This is a genomic window from Streptomyces sp. NPDC090088, assembly GCF_044747345.1.
Taxonomy (GTDB): Bacteria; Actinomycetota; Actinomycetes; order Streptomycetales; family Streptomycetaceae; genus Streptomyces.
Genome location: NZ_JBIVDZ010000001.1, coordinates 44861 through 60896, shown reverse-complemented (window position 1 = coordinate 60896; position 16036 = coordinate 44861). Strand labels below are relative to the sequence as shown.

At 72.7% G+C, this 16036-nt stretch carries 10 protein-coding genes; 6 read left to right on the top strand and 4 right to left on the bottom strand.

Going from position 1 to position 16036, the window contains the following annotated elements:
* Nucleotides 1–234 precede the first annotated feature (234 nt).
* Nucleotides 235–429 (top strand): hypothetical protein, encoded by a 195-nt coding sequence (locus ACIPSJ_RS00215; protein WP_365692849.1) that lies wholly within the window; start codon nucleotides 235–237, stop codon nucleotides 427–429.
* Nucleotides 430–521: 92 nt separating this feature from the next.
* Here ACIPSJ_RS00215 and ACIPSJ_RS00210 read toward each other — a convergent pair whose 3' ends face one another.
* The 4 genes from ACIPSJ_RS00210 to ACIPSJ_RS00195 all read right to left on the bottom strand — a co-directional run bounded on the left by ACIPSJ_RS00210 (nucleotide 522) and on the right by ACIPSJ_RS00195 (nucleotide 5731).
* Nucleotides 522–1136, bottom strand: coding sequence for a hypothetical protein (locus ACIPSJ_RS00210; protein ID WP_359220988.1), 615 nt, complete (start codon nucleotides 1134–1136; stop codon nucleotides 522–524).
* Between the two features lie 324 nt (nucleotides 1137–1460).
* Nucleotides 1461–2567: a peptide chain release factor 2 gene (gene prfB / locus ACIPSJ_RS00205; RefSeq protein WP_359220990.1), complete on the bottom strand. Its 1107-nt coding sequence runs from the start codon at nucleotides 2565–2567 to the stop codon at nucleotides 1461–1463.
* Nucleotides 2568–2671: 104 nt separating this feature from the next.
* Complete coding sequence (locus ACIPSJ_RS00200; protein WP_401342294.1) at nucleotides 2672–3907, bottom strand: serine/threonine-protein kinase; 1236 nt, start codon at nucleotides 3905–3907, stop codon at nucleotides 2672–2674.
* A 111-nt stretch (nucleotides 3908–4018) separates the two neighbouring features.
* Entirely contained in the window at nucleotides 4019–5731 is a 1713-nt protein-coding gene (locus tag ACIPSJ_RS00195; protein ID WP_401342292.1) for a serine/threonine-protein kinase, read from the bottom strand.
* A gap of 429 nt (nucleotides 5732–6160) precedes the next feature.
* On the opposite strand from ACIPSJ_RS00195, the gene ACIPSJ_RS00190 reads away from it, so the two are divergent.
* The 5 genes from ACIPSJ_RS00190 to ACIPSJ_RS00170 all read left to right on the top strand — a co-directional run bounded on the left by ACIPSJ_RS00190 (nucleotide 6161) and on the right by ACIPSJ_RS00170 (nucleotide 15923).
* Nucleotides 6161–9814, top strand: coding sequence for an FHA domain-containing protein (locus ACIPSJ_RS00190; protein ID WP_401344508.1), 3654 nt, complete (start codon nucleotides 6161–6163; stop codon nucleotides 9812–9814).
* Between the two features lie 140 nt (nucleotides 9815–9954).
* Nucleotides 9955–11334: an ABC transporter substrate-binding protein gene (locus ACIPSJ_RS00185; RefSeq protein WP_359220999.1), complete on the top strand. Its 1380-nt coding sequence runs from the start codon at nucleotides 9955–9957 to the stop codon at nucleotides 11332–11334.
* Nucleotides 11335–11341: 7 nt separating this feature from the next.
* Nucleotides 11342–12673 carry a carbohydrate ABC transporter permease gene (locus ACIPSJ_RS00180; RefSeq protein WP_401342290.1) on the top strand — a complete coding sequence of 444 codons (1332 nt, stop codon included), beginning with the start codon at nucleotides 11342–11344 and terminating at the stop codon, nucleotides 12671–12673.
* Nucleotides 12670–13509 (top strand): carbohydrate ABC transporter permease, encoded by an 840-nt coding sequence (locus ACIPSJ_RS00175; RefSeq protein WP_401342288.1) that lies wholly within the window; start codon nucleotides 12670–12672, stop codon nucleotides 13507–13509. The genes ACIPSJ_RS00180 and ACIPSJ_RS00175 overlap by 4 nt, the downstream gene beginning before the upstream one ends.
* Nucleotides 13510–13664: 155 nt before the next feature.
* The gene (locus tag ACIPSJ_RS00170; protein ID WP_401342287.1) at nucleotides 13665–15923 is read left to right on the top strand and encodes a CDP-glycerol glycerophosphotransferase family protein; all 2259 of its coding nucleotides are present in this window, start codon (nucleotides 13665–13667) and stop codon (nucleotides 15921–15923) included.
* The last annotated feature ends 113 nt before the right edge of the window (nucleotides 15924–16036 follow it).

Below are 16036 nucleotides of genomic sequence, written 5' to 3'. Positions count from 1 at the left end.
GTCGCCGGGGGTAGATGAGCGTGACCATACGCGAGTCCGGTGAGGAAGCGCAGGCGCCGGTCACGGTTGGGTGAGGCTTGTGCGCTTTTGTTCCGGGGTGGCGCCCTCGGAGTGCCGGGGCGAGGTCGGTGGACGGCCGCGCTCTTTCCGGGGGAACCTGGCACAGTGGGAGGGGAACGTTCTCGTTCCGCAGAGCGTTGTCGGGGTAGTGGCCGGTGCAAGGAGGGCGAGCGCATGACGTACGACCGGTTGGTGTGCGCGAACTGCGCGGCGCCTGTGAGCGAGGGCCGGTGCCCTGTGTGCCGGGCCAACCGCGAGCGCCTTCAGCAGGAGAACTTCCTGGGCGGCCTGAACCCGATGGCGCTGATCGCGCTGCTGGCGGTGCTGATCGCCGCGGTGGCGCTGCTGGCGGCGCACCAGACGGCGTAGGAAGCACACAAGAGCGAGAAGAAGGGCCCGGAGCGAAAGCTCCGGGCCCTTCTTCCATACTGCGCACACGCTCCGTGGGCGGGCGGCTACCGTCAGGCGGCAGCGCCGCCGCGGCCGCTCATGAGGCGCGGCAGGATGCGGAAGCCGATGCCACCGGCGATCATGGTGGCGGCGCCGACGATCAGGAAGGTCGTCTGCGCGGCACCGGTCTCGGCGAGCTGGTCGCCGCCGCCCTGGGCCTCGGTGTTCGAACCCGAACCGGTGTCGGTGAGGGAGGAGGAGCCCTCCTCCTGCGCCGAGGTGCCCGAGTTGCCGTCGGTGCCGGTGTTGTTGTTGCCACCGGTGGTGCCGGTACCACTGGTGCTGGTGCTGCCGTCGGTCGGGGTGTCGCTGGTGGGCTCGTCCGTGGGCTCGGTGGGCTCATCGGTCGGCTGGGTGGGCTCGTCGCTCGGCTCGCTCGACTCCGAGGGCTCCTGAGTCGGCTCGCCGGTCGCCGTCTCGGTCGGCTCGGCCGAGGTCGTCGGGATCTCGGTCGGGTCGTCCGTCGGGTCATCGGCGGTGCTGACGGTCGCGGTGAGGCCGCTCTCGTCGGCCTCGACGCCGATGGAGAGGGCGGAGGCCGCACCGGCGGCCGTCAGCGAAGCACCGGCGGCGATCACGACGCCGGCGGCTATCCGCGCGACCCGGATCCGCGTCTTCTTGGTCATCTGGTTGCTACCCCCAGTAGCTGAATGTCAGGTTGGCGGCGCTGGGGCCGTGCTCGACGGAGACAGCTGCGATTGCGGAGGGCCCCCGGTTCACATGCGCCCCAGAGATACGCATGCCACTCTTCACCCTTCCCATTTTTCAAAGCAACGTCAAGGCCGTTGCGTACGCGATGTCCAGTTGCGCACCCAATGCACGGAGTTGAAGCGTGTGAGTGTGATGTAAAACCCAGACAACTGCCGTGCACGGCGCGGGAAAAAAGAGAACTGCCGCCACGGGGGCGGCAGTTCGGGGTCGTCCGACTCACCATGGGCAAGTCGACAAATTTACTTCTCCTGCTGCTTGCGCCAGCGAATTCCGGCCTCCAGGAACCCGTCGATCTCGCCGTTGAACACGGCCTCGGGGTTGCCCACCTCGTACTCGGTCCGCAGGTCCTTGACCATCTGGTACGGGTGCAGGACGTAGGAACGCATCTGGTTGCCCCAGGAGTTGCCGCCGTCGCCCTTGAGGGCGTCCATCTTGGCCTGCTCCTCCTGCCGGCGCCGCTCCAGCAGCTTGGCCTGGAGGACGTTCATCGCGGTGGCCTTGTTCTGGATCTGCGACCGCTCGTTCTGGCAGGAGACGACGATGCCGGTGGGGATGTGGGTCAGGCGCACCGCGGAGTCGGTGGTGTTCACGCCCTGGCCGCCGGGGCCGGACGACCGGTACACGTCCACGCGCAGCTCGGACTCGTCGATCTCGATGTGGTCGGTCTGCTCGACCACGGGGAGCACCTCGACACCGGCGAAGGAGGTCTGGCGGCGGCCCTGGTTGTCGTAGGGCGAGATCCGCACCAGCCGGTGCGTGCCCTGCTCCACCGAGAGGGTTCCGTAGGCGTACGGCACCTGCACGGCGAAGGTGGTCGACTTGATGCCGGCCTCTTCCGCGTACGACGTCTCGATGAGCTCGGTCTTGTAGCCCTTCTGCTCCGCCCACCGCAGGTACATGCGCTGCAGCTTCTCGGCGAAGTCGGCGGCGTCGACACCGCCCGCCTCGGCGCGGATGTTCACGAGCGCCTCGCGGGAGTCGTACTCCCCGCTGAGCAGCGTCCGGACCTCCATCTCGTCCAGCGCCTTCTTGACGGTGGCGAGCTCGGACTCGGCCTCGGCACGGGTGTCCGGGTCGTCCTCCTCGTCGGCCATCTCGAAGAGCACAGCGAGATCGTCGATCCGCCCGCGCAGCGCCTCGGCCTTCCTGACCTCGGCCTGCAGGTGGCTCAGCTTGCTGGTGATCTTCTGCGCCTCGTCCGGGTTGTCCCACAGGGACGGCGCGGCCGCCTGCTCCTCGAGCACGGCGACGTCTGCCCTCAGCTTGTCGAGGTCCAGAACGGCCTCGATCGACTCCATGGTCGAGGAGAGGGACTTGAGCTCTTCGGATACATCGACGACTGCCACGCCTCCAGCGTAACGGCTCCGCCAACCGAGGATGGCCTACGGGCCTCGCCCGCCCTTTCGCCTTCTCCCCGGGGTCCGGGGCGGAGCCCCGTGGCGGCCTGCTCTCACGGCGTCGACGTGCTGTGCGTCTCCTGCGAAGGGGAGTCGTCGGAACCGGACGACGACGCCAGCCAGGCCCCGACCCCGACCACCGCCGCGACCACCACCCCGGCCACCGCGAACGTCACCTTGCGTCGCCGCGCGGCGACCCGGTGCCGGGCCGACCCCGGCCGCGGCGCTCCCGAGGCCCTCGGCGCGCGGGCGGTGCCCCGGGCGCCGCCCGCCAGCTCGTCCGCCGCGGGCACCCGCATCGACGTGTGCGTGTCCCGGTTGGAGTCCGGCTTGGCTCCCGGCACCAGGGGGACGGCCCCCCGGCGTCGTACCCGCTGCTCGTCCGCGGCCGGTGCGGCGGCCGCCGTCTCCTCGGCCTCCTCCGGCGTCTCCGTCTCCGGCTCGTCGACGTCCAGCGGCGGCATCCCCGCCAGCGTCGGCAGCTGCTCCCGCAGCCGCGCGGCCAGCTCGGACGCCCGCAGCCGGGAGGCCGGCGCCTTCGCCAGGCACTGCACGAGCAGCTGCCAGAGCTCCTCGGGGATGCCGGGGAGGGGGACGACCGTCTCGGTGACGTGGCGGCGCAGAACCGCGCCCGGGTGGCCGCCGCCGAAGGGGGTGAAGCCCGCGAGGAGCTCGTACAGGACGGTCGCGAGCGCGTAGATGTCCACCGAGGCGCGCGGCGGCAGGCCCTCGACGATCTCGGGGGCCAGGTAGTCCGGCGTACCGATGATCTTCGTCGCGCGGGTGCGCTTCGGGGAGTCGATCAGCTTCGCGACGCCGAAGTCGGTCAGCAGGGCCGGGTGGGAGCCGCCGGGGCCCAGCGGGCCCTGCATGTCGAGGAGGACGTTCTCGGGCTTCACGTCCCGGTGGACCACGCCCGCCGCGTGCGCCGCCGCCAGCCCGTCCGCGACGTCGGCGACGATGGCGACGGCCGCCTCGGGGGCGAGCCGCCGCTCCCGCTCCAGGCGGGTGCGCAGGTCCGTGCCGCGGACCAGGTCCATGACGAGGGCCAGGTCGTTGCCGTCGACGACCAGGTCACGGACGGACACGACATGGGGGTGCTCCAGGCCCAGCAGCGCCGTGCGCTCCTGTACGAAGCGGCCCACCAGCTCCTCGTCGGACGCGAGATCCTCGCGCAGCAGCTTGATGGCGACGGGCCCCTCGGGCCCCTCGCCCAGCCACACCGTGCCGGCGCTGCCCCGCCCAAGGATCTGGTTCGCGGTGTACCGGCTGCCGATCTTCCGTGCCAAGACTGCTCCTACCGACGCGTGTTGCCGATAAAAGTACGCGTCCGAAGAGCCAACCTTCACCACGGAGGCGGAAATCACCCGCCAGGTGTCGACAAATCCCCAAACTCGCGATCAGTTGCCGGAGCCGCCGCCGTTGCCCAGGTCGCCGATCCAGCTGCTGACCGTGCCCGCCCAGTCGCTCAGCTGGTGCCAGTAGCCGCGGCCCTGCCCGACCCAGGTGTGCACCGGGGTCAGGTCCCAGATCAGCCAGCCCGCGACGAACAGGACGACGACCATGAACAGACAGCCCTTGAGGCAGCCCAGGCCGGGGATCTTCATCGGGTTGGCGCTGCGCTGCCGGGGCTCGCGCGGGGCGCGCTGCGGTTCGGCCGGGGGCGCGTAACGCTGCTGCGGCTGCTGCTGCGGGGCGTACTGCTGCGGCTGGTGGCCGTACCCGCCGGGCTGCTGCTGGCCGTAACCGGCGGGCTGCTGCCCGTAACCGCCCTGTCCGCCCTGGCCGCGGGGCTGCGGCCGGCGTACCGGCTGCTGCTGCGGGGCCTGACGCTGCGGCTGCTGCTGCGGCCGGGCCACCTGCCGCTGCGGGCGGCGGCGCAGCGGGTCGTCGTTCGGGTCGAGGTACTGGACCTGCGTCTGCTCGTTGCGGTCGCGGGCCGCGCGGAGCTGGGTCTGCCAGGGGTGCGGCTGCTCCGGCTGCTGCTGGCCGCCCGGCTGGCCCTGGGGCATCGGCGGCAGCACGGCCGTCGGGTCGGCGGCACCGGTGTTCGGCAGGACGGCGGTCGGGTCGGCGGCGCCCATCGGGCCACCGGTGTGCGGCAGCACGCTGGTCGCGGCGTTCGGGTCGTACGCCCCCGCGCCGACGCCCGTGTTCGGCAGCACCTGGGTGGGATCGGCCGCACCCGGTACGGCGGCCGGCGCCGGGTCGGGGGCGAGCAGCGCGCCGACGCCCTCGGCCGCCGCGATCTGCGCGGAGTTCGCGTGCACGCCGACGCCCTCGGCGACGACCCGCAGCCCGCGCGCGAGGTTCTCGGCGCTGGGCCGGTCGTCGGGGTTCTTGCGCAGGCAGCGCTCTATGACCGTCCACAGCGGGTCGGGGACCGTCGAGGGGCGGCGGGGTTCGGCGCTGAGGTGCTGGTGGAGGACCTCCAGGGCGCTGCCGCCGGAGAACGGCGGGCGGCCGGTGACCAGCTCGTACAGCAGGATGCCGGCGCCGTAGATGTCGACGGCGGAGGTCTGCGGGCGGCCCTCGGCGGACTCCGGCGCGATGTACGCGGGCGTGCCGACGAACTCGTGGGTGCGGGTCAGGCCCGGGGAGTCGGCGAGGCGCGCGATGCCGAAGTCGGTCAGCATCGGGTGCATCTGGCCGTTGTACTGCTGGAGCAGCACGTTGGCGGGCTTCAGGTCTCGGTGCACGACGCCGTCGGCGTGGCTGGCGGCGAGCGCGTCGGCGACCTGGGCGGTGAGCAGCGCGGCGGCGACGGGGGTGAAGGGGCCGTTCTCCCGCAGGTAGCGGTGCAGGTCGGGGCCGTCGACGAGGTCCATGACCAGGGCGAGGAGATCGCCCTCGACGACCAGGTCGCGGACCCGGACGATGTTCGGGTGGGTCAGCCGGAGCAGGACGGAACGCTCCCGCAGGAAGCGCATCACGATGTCGGGGTCGTTCGCGAGCTCTTCCTTGAGGACCTTGATCGCGACGGTCTCACCGGGCTGGCCGGGCACGGCCGCCTCGGCGCCCGCGGTCTCCCGCTGGCGGGCACGCCAGACGGTACCGGTGGCGCCGCGTCCTAGCGGCTCCTCCAGGAGGTACTTGCTGCCTACCGGCCGCACGTCATCCGCTCCCTGCTGCTTGCTGGTCTGTCCGAACCCTGTGTCCAACCTCGTGTCCGACCCACTGTAGTGCCGTGTCGCCTGGCACCGGGCTGTCGTCCGGCTGTGCTTTCCCCCGCTCTGTAGGCGGCCGGTAAGCGTTCCGGACGTATCCCCATACGTAGACGTTCCCGCACGTGTTCGATGGAAAGACGCTCGCTTCGCTCCGGTGGTTGCCGAGGCCGGACGTGACCGATCTCAAGTGATCGTCCGCGCGGTATTGGTCAGGCACTTTTGGGGGCAGAGCTGACCAATCAAGATCACTTACCATCGGGTCGTGGGCGTGTTGTCAGTGGCAGGTGCGAGGATGCGTGCGACAGCAGAACTGGCCGACGCGCTAGTGGTGGTGGGGGGATGTCCGCGCCCGCGCAGAAGGGACCGCTGACGGCGATGCAGATCCGGCTGACCGTCGTAGACCCGCTGGGCCCTGCCGCGCAGCGGGGCCGGGCCGTGAGCCGCGACGTGCTGGTGACGGCCCCGGCGGGCACCGACCTGGCCGCGGTGGCGTCGGCGCTGGCCGCTGCCGTCACCGGGGACGGCAGCCTGGGCGGCCGTGAGCCGAGCGGCGCCCCGGTCGTGCTGTACGCCGGGGTGGAGCGGCTGGACGCCCGCCGCCGCATCCTGGGCGAGCCCCCGCTGGTCGACGGCGCCGTGCTGTCCCTGGGCGCGCCCGCCGCCCCCGAGCCGCATCCCGAGCTGGACGACGCCCCGACCCAGCTGCATGTGATCGCCGGCCCCGACGCGGGCGGTGTCCATCTGCTGCACGGCGGCCAGATCACCATCGGCCGCTCCGCCGACGCCGACGTCCCGCTCGACGACCCGGACGTCTCCCGGCTGCACTGCGCGGTCACCGTCGCCGCCGACGGCCGGGTCGCGGTCGCCGACCTGAACTCCACCAACGGCACCACTCTGGACGGCACCCGCGTCACCGACCGCCCGGTCCGCCTCACCGCGGGAGCGCTCCTGCGCATCGGGGAATCGGCCCTGCGGCTTACCCCGTCCGGGGGACCGGGGGCCCGGGTGGGCACGGCGCCCGACGGCGAGGGCTGCGTACGGGTGCTCACGGACGGCGAAGGGCCGGACGGTGACGGCTCCGCCGACGCCGCCGCCGTGACGGCACCGGCGGGCCGCACCCATCACGCCTACGGCACGGCGGCGGCGGGCTGGGGTGCCGCGGGCGGAGCGGCGGGCGGCCAGGGGTACGGCCCGGCCGAGCCGGCGGTCGTGCCCGCGCAGGGCGAGGCGCCGCGGATCGAGAGCCGGGGCGGGCTGCCGTCCGACGGGCGCGGTGGCGGGGTGCCGCAGGCCGGGCACGGAAGCGGACCGGCGGCGGGGAGCGGTGTCGGGTCGCCGCGCGCCGGGTACCCCGACGGATTCCCGGCGGCCGGGCGCGCGGACGCGTCGCCGTCGGCCGGCGAGGCGGCCGGGAGCCACGGCGGGCTGCCCGGCCCGCGCGCCGGCTCCGGCCCCGCACACGCCTACGGCGACACCCACGCCGGGCACGCCGGAGTCCTCGGCGGCCCGGGCCCCCGCTCCACGACGACCACCGGCACCACGGGCGCCCCCGGATCCACCGGGCCCACGGCCTCCGCCCCGGCGACCGGACACCGGTCAGGCAGCGCCTCCTCGGCCGGACACCCGACCGACGGTGCCGCCGCCACCGGACACCCGGCCGACGACACGTCCGCCGACGGCCCCGCCCACCCCGGCCGGCGCAAAGGCACCCCCCTCCGCGGCACCGACGCCCCCGCGCTGCCCGGCGCCCGCAGGCGCGGCGGCCTCGGGGCCTGGGCGCGGCGGCTGGCCGGCGGTCGCGGTGAAACCCCGTCGGCCGCCGACGGCGAGACCACGTCCGCCGAGGACATGGCCGCGTCCCCCGAGACCCCGGCCGCCCAGCCCGACACCTGGCCCGACCCCGCCGCACTCCTGCTGACCGTGCTCGGTCCCGGCCCCCGGCTCTGGGAGCGCGGCCCCGCCCACCCCGAGGCGCTCACGGTCCGGCTCGGCACGGCGGACCGCCCGACACCCGACGGCTCGGGACTGCTCCCCGCCGTGCCGGTCACCGCCGACCTGCGCGAGGCCGGAGCACTCGGCCTCGCGGGCCCGCGCACCCGCCTCGCCGGCCTCACCCGCGCGGTGCTGGCCCAGCTCACCGCGCTGCACTCGCCCGACCTGCTGGAGATCGTCCTGATCAGCGCGGACCGGGCCCGCCCCCTGGAGGAGCGCACCGCCGAGTGGTCCTGGCTCGGCTGGCTCCCGCACGTCCGTCCGGGCCATGGCCAGGACTGCCGTCTGCTGCTGGCCTACGACCGTGAACAGGCGGCGGCCCGGGTGGAGGAGCTGCTGCGGCGGGTGGAGGACCTGTCCGCCCCCCGCCGGCCGGCAACCCCGTCCGACCGCCCCGACCTGTCCGGTACGGCGGCGGACGCCCCGCCCGCCGACACCGCCCACCGCCCGTCCTGGGCCCGCGACGCCCTCGCCGAGGACGGCAGGGGCGGCTTCCCGGGGCCGTACACGATCGTCGTCGTGGACGGCGATCCCGGCGGTTCGGCCCTGCGCGACGCGGTGGCGCGGCTGACGGTCGCCGGACCGCGCGCCGGGGTGCATGTGCTCTGTCTGGCGGAGACGGCCCCCGCCTCGCCCACCTCCCCGGTCGACCGGACCTACGAGGAGGCGTGCGCGGTGACGCCGACGTTCCGGGAGTGCGGGGCCGTGGCCCTGCTCAGCGGGGACGTGGCGACGGCACTGCACCTCATGCGGGTTTCCGGCGGCCCCGTCGGCCCCGGCACCCTCGCCGCGGTGGACGCGGTCTCCCCCGCCTGGGCGGAGCGGTTCGCGAGGGCCCTGGCACCGCTGCGCCCCGACGGCCCGGCCGGCGACCGGCACGCGCGCGTGGCCGCCCCGCTCCCCCAGTCCGCCCGGCTGCTGGACGAGCTGGGGCTGGCCCGGGCCACCCCGGCCTCGCTGATGGCCCGCTGGGCGGACGCGGCCGACGACACCGAGTCGCTGGGCGGCCGGGCCCGCGCGGTGCTCGGCGCCGGTCCGCGCGGCCCGCTCACCGCGGACCTGGTCACCGAGGGACCGCATCTGCTGATCGAGGGGCCGTCCGGCAGCGGCCGTACGGAGCTGCTGCGGGCGATGGTCGCCTCGCTGGCCGCCGCCGAGCGCCCCGACCGGCTCGGGATCGTCCTGATCGACGGCCGCGACGGCACCGGCGCCGGGCACGGCGAGGGCCTGCGGGTCTGCACGGACATACCGCACGTCACCACCCACCTCACCGCCAACGACCCGGTGCGGATGCGGGAGTTCGCGCAGTCGCTGAGCGCCGAGCTGAAGCGGCGGGCCGAGCTGCTGGGCCGCTCCGACTTCGCCGACTGGCACGGACACCGGGAGATCTCGGGCCGTATCGTCCCCCAGCGCACGCGCGGCACCGCCGCGGGCGCCGGGGACATAGAAGCCCCGCCCAGCTCGACGCTCCGGCTGCGCCCCTCGGCCGGTGCCGCCGCCCGGCAGCGCACCGAGGCGCCCCCGCCGCTGCCCCGGCTGGTGGTCGTGGTCGACGACCTGGACGCCCTGGTCTCCCCCGCCCTCGGTTCCCCGGGCCGCCCGGCCGCCGGTTCCGTGATGCGGGCGCTGGAGGCGGTGGCGAAGGAGGGCGACCGGCTGGGCGTCCACCTGATCGCGGCGTCCGGCACGGGCGGCCGTACGGCGGAGACGGAACCGGCACGGCAGGCCACCTTGCGTGTCACCCTGGACCCGCCGTCCGCGGGCCCCGACGAACCGGCCCCCGGCCGCGGCCGTCTGGCCACCCCCGACGGCCGCGCCACCGCCTTCCAGGCGGGCCGCGTCACCGGCCGTATCCCCCGCACCGCGACCCAGCGCCCCACCGTCGTGCCCCTCGACTGGCAGCGCATGGGCGATCCGCCGGCCCGCCGCCCGGTCCGGGAGCTGGGCAACGGCCCGACCGACCTGGCGCTGCTGGCGAGCGCGGTGGAGCGGGCGGCGAAGGAGGTTTCCGCGGCGGAGGTTCCTTCGCTTTTGTGAGCGGGGTCACTGATCACAACGCGATCACGATCCCCCGCCCTCACCCGTAGGCACCCTTGCCGCGCAGGCGGCCCCCGCGTAGACCGGAGCGCACGGGACAGAGTTCTGACGTTCAACGAGGAACGACGAACGGGGAAGTGATGCGCGGTAACAGCAGCACCATCCGGACAGGCAGGGCCGTCACCACACTCGCCGCGCTTCTCGCGGGGGCCCTCGCGCTCAGTGCGTGCGGAAGCAACGACAAGAAGGACGACAACGGCGCGACGAGCAGCGCCAGCACCCCTGGTGCCACCCTCGCCCTCCCGAAACTCGACGGCACCACCCTTGAGGTGGCCGCCGTGTGGACCGGGCAGGAGCAGAAGAACTTCAAGCAGGTGCTCGCGGAGTTCGAGAAGCGCACCGGTGCGAAGGTCACCTTCGTGCCCGCGCAGGACCCGATCATCAACTTCCTCGGCTCGAAGATCGCGGGCGGCCAGCCGCCGGACATCGCGCTGCTGCCGCAGCCGGGCGCGATCAAGCAGGCCGTGCAGAAGGGCTGGGCGAAGCCGCTGAGCGCCGACACGCTCTCCGAGGTGCAGAAGAACTACTCGCAGGGCTGGCAGGACATCGGCAAGGTCGGCGGCAAGCAGTACGGCGTCTACTACAAGGCCGCCAACAAGTCGCTGATCTGGTACAACGCCAAGGTCTTCGAGAACGCGGGCGCCCAGGAGCCCAAGACCTGGCAGGACCTGCTGACGACGGCGCAGGCGGTGTACGACTCGGGCGTCACCCCGTTCTCGGTGGGCGGCGCGGACGGCTGGACGCTGACCGACTGGTTCGAGAACGTGTACCTCTCCCAGGCGGGCCCGGAGAAGTACGACCAGCTCGCCCAGCACAAGATCAAGTGGACGGACCCGAGCGTCAAGCAGGCGCTGACCACGCTCGCCCAGGTCTGGGGCAAGAAGGGGTACCTCGCGGGCGGCGCGTCCGGCGCGCTGCAGACGGAGTTCCCGGCCTCGGTCACCCAGACCTTCACCGGCGGCGACCAGCCGAAGGCGGCGATGGTCTACGAGGGCGACTTCGTGCAGGTCAACATCGGTGAGACCAAGGCGAAGGTGGGCACGGACGCCAAGGTGTTCCCGTTCCCGACGGTGGGCTCGACGGCGCCGGTGGTCTCCGGCGGTGACGCGGCGGTGATCTTCAAGGACTCCAAGGGCGCCCAGGCGCTGGCGAAGTTCCTGGCCTCCCCGGACGCGGCGACGATCCAGGCGAAGCTCGGCGGCTATCTCTCGCCGAACAAGAACGTGCCGAACTCGGCTTACCCGAACGAGGTGCAGCGCACGATCGCCAAGTCCCTGATCGCCTCCGGCGACGACTTCCGCTTCGACATGTCCGACCAGGCCCCGCAGGCGTTCGGCGGCACCCCGGGCAAGGGCGAGTGGAAGGACCTGCAGGACTTCCTGCAGAACCCGAAGGACGTAGCGGGCACCCAGGCGAAGCTGGAGAAGGACGCGGCGGCCGCCTACGGCAGCGGAAGCTGACCCGGCGATGGCCGCACCCACGACGACGGCCCCCGCTCCACCGGGCCGCCGCAGGAGCGTGACCGGCACCCGCAGAACCGTGGCGGCTCTCTTTCTCCTGCCCGCCCTGGTGCTGCTCGGCGCGCTCGTGGTCTACCCGATCGGGTACTCGCTGATCCGCAGTTTCTACAACGCGAACGGCGACGGTTTCGCCGGCTTCGACAACTACAAGGCGATCTTCACGGACGACGGGATCCGCACCGCCCTGAAGAACAACATCATCTGGGTGGTGTTCGCGCCGACGGTCTCCACCGCCCTCGGCCTGATCTTCGCGGTGCTGACCGAACGGGTGCGCTGGGGAACGGCGTTCAAGCTGGTCGTCTTCATGCCGATGGCGATCTCGATGCTGGCCGCCGGCATCATCTTCCGGCTGGTCTACGACCAGGACCCGGACAAGGGCGTCGCCAACGCGGTCTGGGTCGGCGTCCACGACACCTTCGCCCAGTCCTCGGCGTTCCCGAACGCCCACCCGGGCCGAGAGTCGCCCCTGAAGGCGGACGGCGGCGGCTTCATCACCGCGGCCACCGTCCACACCGGCCAGACGGTCACCCTTCCGCTCGTCGGTGTCGCTCCCGACCAGATGCCCGACGGCGTCAAGAAGGCCGTGGCGGCGCGGGCCGAGCCGGGGAAGATCACCGGCACCACCTGGCAGGACTTCACCCGCGGCAAGGGCGTCGGGAGACTCGGCGCCCCCGACCCGTCCGAGCTCGGCTACTCCGGTATGCGTATCGAGGCGGTCAAGGACGGCAAGGTGGTGGCCACGGCGAAGGCGGCGGGCGACGGCACCTTCACGCTCCCGGCCGCCGCCGACGGGGCTCAGCTCCGACTGCCCGCGAGCAACTTCAAGCAGCCCTACAACGGAGTCGACTGGCTCGGCCCGTCCCTCGTCACGCCCGCCATCATCGGGTCGTACATCTGGATGTGGGCGGGCTTCGCGATGGTGCTGATCGCGGCCGGACTGGCGGGTGTCCCCCGGGAGCTCCTGGAGGCGGCGCGCGTCGACGGGGCCACCGAGTGGCAGGTGTTCCGCAAGGTCACCGTGCCGCTGCTGGCACCGGTCCTCGCGGTCGTCACCGTCACCCTGATGATCAACGTGCTGAAGGTCTTCGACCTCGTGTACATCATCGCGCCGGGCTCCTCGCAGGACGACGCGAACGTGCTCGCCCTGGAGCTGTACCGCAAGGGCTTCTCGGAGGGCCAGCCGGGCATCGCCAGCGCCATCGCGGTGTTCCTGCTCCTCCTGGTGATCCCGGTGATGTGGTTCAACGTGCGCAGGCTGCGGCGGGAGGAGCGGCGATGAGCTGGGTGCTGGAGAAGCTCAACAGCGGTCTGGTCCGGGTCTTCCTCATCGTCGTCGCGCTGTTCTGGCTGGTCCCGACGATCGGTCTGCTCGCCTCCTCCCTGCGCTCCCCGGAGGACATGAGCGCGAGCGGCTGGTGGACCGTCTTCAGCAAGCCGTCCCAGCTCACCTTCGACAGCTACCAGAAGCTCCTGGAGAACGGTGACATCACCGGCTCCCTCTGGAACACCGTCCTGATCACCGTCCCGGCGACGGTCCTGGTGGTGGTCATCGGAGCGCTGGCCGGTTACGCGTTCGCGTGGATGGAGTTCCCGGGCCGGGACTGGTGGTTCCTGATCGTGGTCAGTCTGCTGGTGGTGCCCGTGCAGGTGGCGCTGATCCCGATCGCGGAACTCTTCGGCAAGATCGGCCTGTTCGGGACGATCCTCGGGGTGGTCCTGTTCCATGTCGGCTTCGGGCTGCCGTTCGCGGTGTTCCTGCTGCGGAACTTCTTCGCGGAGATCCCGCGCGAGCTGCTGGAGGCGGCCCGGCTGGACGGCGCCGGCGAACTGCGGCTGTTCGCACGGGTCGTGATGCCGCTCGGCGGGCCGGCGATCGCGAGCCTGGGCATCTTCCAGTTCCTGTGGGTGTGGAACGACATGCTGGTGGCGCTGGTGTTCACCAAGTCCGGGACGCAGCCGATCACGGTCGCGCTGCAGACCCAGGTCCGCCAGTTCGGCAACAACGTGGACGTGCTGGCCCCCGGCGCCTTCATCTCGATGGTGATCCCGCTGGCCGTGTTCTTCGCGTTCCAGCGGCAGTTCGTGACCGGGGTGATGGCGGGCGCGGTCAAATAACCCCACAAGAGGCATCGAAAGAGGGCGAGTCGGCCATCGGCTCGCCCTCAGCCACTCACGCACAGTCACTCACATGACGTAACGAACCGTAACCGCATCACTCCATTGGCCGTTCCCGGGCAGAACGCCCGCGCCGACCGACCCATGGATGCCCCTTGCCCAGGTTCAGTGTCATCGTCCCCGCGTACCAGGTCCAGGCGTATCTGCCCGAGTGCCTGGACTCGGTGCTCTCGCAGTCGTACCCCGATCTCGAACTGATCGCCGTGGACGACCGCTCGCCGGACGCCTGCGGCACGATCATCGACGAGTACGCGGCCCGCGACGCGCGCGTCCGGCCCGTGCACCTGCCGGAGAACCAGGGCCTGGGCGGCGCCCGCAACGCCGGGACGGCGCAGGCGCGCGGCGACTACCTGCTCTTCCTGGACGGCGACGACACCCTGACCCCCGACGCGTTGCGTGCGATCGCCGACCGGATCAAGGAGACCGGCGAGCCGGACGTCCTCGTGTACGACTACGCGCGGACGTTCTGGACCGGCCGCGCGGAGCGCGACAAGCTCGCGTCGCAGCTGACCGAGCAGGGTCCCGCGCCCTTCCGGCTGGAGGACCGGCCGGGTCTGCTCCGGGTGCTGATGGTGGCCTGGAACAAGGCGTACCGGCGGGAGTTCGTCGAGGAGCACGGCTTCCGCTTCCCGCCCGGCTACTACGAGGACACCCCCTGGACCTACCCGGTCCTGATGACCGCCGGGTCGATCGCCACCCTCGACCGGGTGTGCGTCCACTACCGGCAGCGGCGGGGCAGCATCCTCGGCACGACCAGCCGCCGGCACTTCGACATCTTCGACCAGTACGACCGGGTCTTCGCGTTCCTCGACGGGCGGCCCGAACTCGCGCTCTGGCGGCCGGTGCTGTTCCGCCGCATGATCGACCACTTCTCGACGGTGTTCACCCGCCGGGACCGGCTCCCGAAGGGCGCCCGCGCCGAGTTCCTGCGCACGGCCCGCGCCCACTGCCGCCGCCACCGGACCAAGGGCGCCCCCGTCCCCTTCCGCACCCGTATCCGCCACGCCCTCGTCCACCACGGTCTGCACCGCACCTACCGCGCCCTCCAGCTGGCGATGTCCGTGCGCCGCCGCGCGGTCAAGGCGGGCGTCAAGTCCCTCCGCGGCCTGCGCTCGGCCCTCCTCCAGCTGCACTACCGGGTCCAGCTGCGCCTTCCGCTGCGCGCCGACCGCGCGGTGTTCGCCGCCTACTGGAACCGCGGCCACGGCTGCAACCCGGGTGCGCTGGAGGCCGCGTTCCGCAGCCACGCCCCGCACATCCGCACCGCCTGGATCGCCCGCCCCGAGCACCAGCACACGGTCCCGCCGGGCCCGCGCCGGCTGCGCCCGGGCAGCTTCGCCTACTGGACGGCGCTGGCCCGCTCCAAGTACCTGGTGAACAACGTCAACTTCGACCGCCGGCTGCGCAAGCGCCCCGGCCAGGTGTTCGTGCAGACCCAGCACGGCACCCCGCTCAAGCACATGGGCCTCGACCTCCAGGAACACCCGGCGGCCGCCGCCGACCTGGACTTCGAGGAACTCCTGCGGGGCGTCGGCAAGTGGGACTACCTGCTCTCCGCCAACCGCCACACCACCCTGACCTGGGAGCGGGTCTACCCCGGCGGTTACACCACCCTCGAATACGGCTATCCGCGCAACGACGTCTTCCAGCAGGCCAGCTCGGCCGACGTGGCCCGGATCCGGGAGTCGCTGGGCGTCCCCGAGGGCGCCGTCGCCCTCCTCTACGCGCCCACCCACCGCGACTACCGGCGCACCCAGCGCCCCGCCCTCGACCTGGACCGGATCACGCGCCGGCTCGGCCCGCGCTTCGTGGTCCTGGCCCGCGCCCACTACTGGCACGGCGGCCCGCTCGGATCCGGGGGCCGGGTGATCGACGTCAGCGACCACCCCGGCGTGGAGTCGCTCTGCCTGGCCTCCGACGCCCTGATCACCGACTACTCGTCGATCATGTTCGACTACGCCAACCTGGACCGGCCGATCGTCGTGCACACCGAGGACTGGGACGCCTACCACGCGGCCCGCGGCACCTACTTCGACCTGCGCTCCGGCCCGCCCGGCGCGGTCGCCCGCACCGAGGACGAGCTGATCGACATCTTCGCCAGCGGCCACTGGCGCGGCTCCCGCTCCGCCCAGCTGCGGGCCGCCTTCCGCGAGCGGTTCTGCCGGTACGACGACGGACGCGCCGCCGAGCGGGTCGTACGGCATGTGGTGCTCGGCGAGCCGGCCGGGCTGCCGGAGGTCATCCCGCTCGCCGAACGCCACCCCGTCCCCTCGGCCGCCGCGGGGCTCGCACACTCCCCGTTGGCCACCGTTCCGCAACCTTCCGGCCATCTGCCCGTCACCGAGGGCCGCTGAACACCGTTTGCCTTCCAGGGAGTCTCCTCATGCCCCCCAACACCTCGCGGCCCACTCCGTCCCGGCCGTCCACCTGGCGACCCACGGGGAGGCCGGGCCGCATGGACACCTGA

Bases quoted from the DNA above. Each gene is read 5' to 3' on its own strand.
- ACIPSJ_RS00215 (WP_365692849.1), top strand. From the start codon at position 235: ATGACGTACGACCGGTTGGTGTGCGCGAACTGCGCGGCGCCTGTGAGC.
- ACIPSJ_RS00210 (WP_359220988.1), bottom strand. From the start codon at position 1,136: ATGACCAAGAAGACGCGGATCCGGGTCGCGCGGATAGCCGCCGGCGTC.
- ACIPSJ_RS00190 (WP_401344508.1), top strand. From the start codon at position 6,161: ATGCAGATCCGGCTGACCGTCGTAGACCCGCTGGGCCCTGCCGCGCAG.
- ACIPSJ_RS00185 (WP_359220999.1), top strand. From the start codon at position 9,955: ATGCGCGGTAACAGCAGCACCATCCGGACAGGCAGGGCCGTCACCACA.
- ACIPSJ_RS00180 (WP_401342290.1), top strand. From the start codon at position 11,342: ATGGCCGCACCCACGACGACGGCCCCCGCTCCACCGGGCCGCCGCAGG.
- ACIPSJ_RS00175 (WP_401342288.1), top strand. From the start codon at position 12,670: ATGAGCTGGGTGCTGGAGAAGCTCAACAGCGGTCTGGTCCGGGTCTTC.